At 66.6% G+C, this 2577-nt stretch carries 2 protein-coding genes; both read left to right on the plus strand.

Features of this window, described 5'->3' with window-relative positions; all coding sequences use genetic code 11:
* On the plus strand, window positions 1–1544 hold a 1544-nt coding region (gene fliF / locus V5A19_RS14245), incomplete at its 5' end, for a flagellar basal-body MS-ring/collar protein FliF (RefSeq protein WP_332327987.1).
* 71 nt (window positions 1545–1615) lie between these two features.
* Window positions 1616–2577 (plus strand): flagellar motor switch protein FliG (locus tag V5A19_RS14250; protein ID WP_332327988.1); only part of this gene is annotated, 962 nt, incomplete at its 3' end.

Raw genomic sequence — 2577 nt, forward strand, 5'->3', positions numbered from 1 at the left:
TGATGCTGGCCGGTTTCGGTGGCCTCGTCTACTGGGCCAACCAGCCCGAGTACGCGGTCCTGTACAGCAACCTCGACCAGTCCACTGCCGGCTCCGTGGTGGACCAGCTGGAGCAGCGTGGCGTCAAATACGAGCTGTCGGGCGGCGGCAATGTGATCAAGGTGCCTGCCGGCGAGGTGTCACGCGTGCGCCTGGCACTGGCCAAGAAAGGTGTTCCCGGTGGCGACCGCAAGGGCTTTTCCCTGTTCGATCAGCGCGATGTGGTGGGCATGTCGAGCTTCGCCCAGCGGCTCAACTACCAGCGCGCCCTCGAGGGTGAGCTCCAGCGCACGGTCAATGAGCTGGAACAGGTCAAAAGCAGCCGCGTGCATCTGGTCATGCCGGAGAAGGCCCTGTTCGAGAAGGAGCAGAAGCCCACCAAGGCGTCCGTGACAGTGGAACTGGAAAACCGGGGGTCCCTGGGCCAGGAGTCGGTGACGGGCGTCGCCAATCTGGTGGCGTCGGCTGTTGAAGGTCTAAAAACGGATCAGGTCACGGTGGTGGACCAGAACGGCCGGGTCCTCAACGGCGACAAGAAGGATCAGCCCAAGTCGGGCCCCGGCGACGAGCTGCTGGCCTATCAGCGCAACATCGAAACCGGTCTGGAGGAGGAGCTGACCTCCCTGGTGGAGCGGATTGTCGGCAATAACCAGGCGGAGGTCCGGGTCAACGCCGCCATCGATGACGAGCAGGTGAAGCTGCACGAGGTCGAGTACGATCCCTTCAGCAAGGCTGCCCGCTCGGAAAAGGTGCGCACCGAGACGCGCCAGGACGGCCCCGGCGCCGGCGGGCCGGCCGGTGCCGAGGCCAACGTCCCGGAGGCCGAGGGCGAAGGTGGCGCCGCTCCCAACGCCAATGGGGGGCAAAGCTCCAATGTCCGGGAGGAGGTGACCAACTACGAGATCAGCAAGACGGTCCGGGACGTGACCCGCCCCGGCGGCGGGGTCAAGCGCCTGACCGTTTCGGTGCTGGTAGGCGGCCAGTCGGCCGAGGGCCAGGAGGGCTTCCAGGCGCGCAGCGAGGACCAGCTGGCCAATATCCGGGAGCTTGTCGCCAACGCCGCCGGGATCGATCCCGAACGGGGCGATCAGGTCACGGTCCAGAGCCTACCCATGGAAGCCGCCGGCGGTCCCACCGCGGCGGGGCAGCTGGGTCAGGGCGGCAGCTGGGATCTGTACATGCAGCTGGCGCGCTACGGCGGCTACGTACTGGTGACCCTGCTGGTGCTGTTGTTCGCGGTGCGGCCGCTCATGCGGTACCTGAGGGAGGCCCGGCCGCGCTTGGCCGTGCCCCAGGCGGGCTATCCGAGCGTAGAGGGCCCCGAAGGGGGCGGCTCGCCGGCCGCCCCTCAGCGGGATGAGCACCTGGAGCAGATGGAGAAGCGCCGCCAGGAGATCGAGGAGCGGGCCGCCGCCGAGGAAGAGCGCCGGGATCACGTCCGCTCCATGGTGCAGCAGCGCCAGGACAATACCGCATCCGTGATCCGTCAATGGCTGCGGGAATGAGCACGGACTCCGAGCCGATGGCGGAAGGTGAGCCCGAGCCGAACCTGTCGCAAGAGGGCGGTTGAATCACCATGGCGGAGATGCCGAGCAAGTCGGAGACCGAGCGCGATGCGGCTCATGGCCTTTCCGGGCTGGACAAGGCCGCGGTCCTAATGCGCTACCTGGGTGCCGATGCGCGCACCCTGCTGGAGCGCATGGATCAGGAATCCGTGCTGCGGATCTCCCGCCATATGCTGGAGATGGAGCCGGTTTCCGAGGAGCAGGTGCGGGCGGTTGTGGACGAGTTCATGGACCGGGCGGGCCTGCCGAGTACGCCGGCCTTCGGTCACAGCGCCGTGGTGGAGTTCCTGCAGGAGACGCTGGGACGCAAGGCCGATCCCATCATCCAGCGCCTGGAGAGCCCGGGAACGGAGTTCATCTGGGACAAGCTGTCCAACGCCAAGCCCGAGTACCTGGCCGAGTATTTCGCCCGGGAGCAGCCCAAGACAACCGCCCTGATCCTGTCCTATCTGGCCTCCGACAAGGCCCAGGCGGTGTACCAAAACTTCCCCCCAGGATACCAACAGCAGGTGGCGCTGGCCCTTGGTCGCATGGAGGAAGTGCCCAGCGAGCTCATGGAGCAGATCGAGGAGACCCTGGCCGACGACCTGGAGCAGCTGGAGCAGGGTGTGGTCACGACATTTTCCGGTCTGGACCTCGCCGCCTCCCTGGTAGCGTCGGTGGGCCCGGAGGCCTCGGAAGACCTGCTGGCGGGGGTCAGCGAGTACGACGAGGACCTGGCCGAGGAGCTGGACAAGCGCATGTTCAAGTTCGAGGACCTGGACAGCCTCGACGATCGGAGTCTCCAGCGGCTGCTGCGGGAGATCGAGAACGACGATCTGATCATGGCCCTCAAGGGGGCCCCGGAAGATCTCCGCGAGCGCTTCTTCGGCAACGTTTCCAAGCGCCAGGCCGAGATGCTCAAGGAGGACCTGGAGGCCCTGGGTCCGGTGCGGGTCTCCGATGTGGACGACGCCCAGCAGAAGGTCATCGC

This window comes from Thiohalorhabdus sp. (assembly GCF_036628635.1).
Taxonomy (GTDB): domain Bacteria; phylum Pseudomonadota; class Gammaproteobacteria; order Thiohalorhabdales; family Thiohalorhabdaceae; genus Thiohalorhabdus.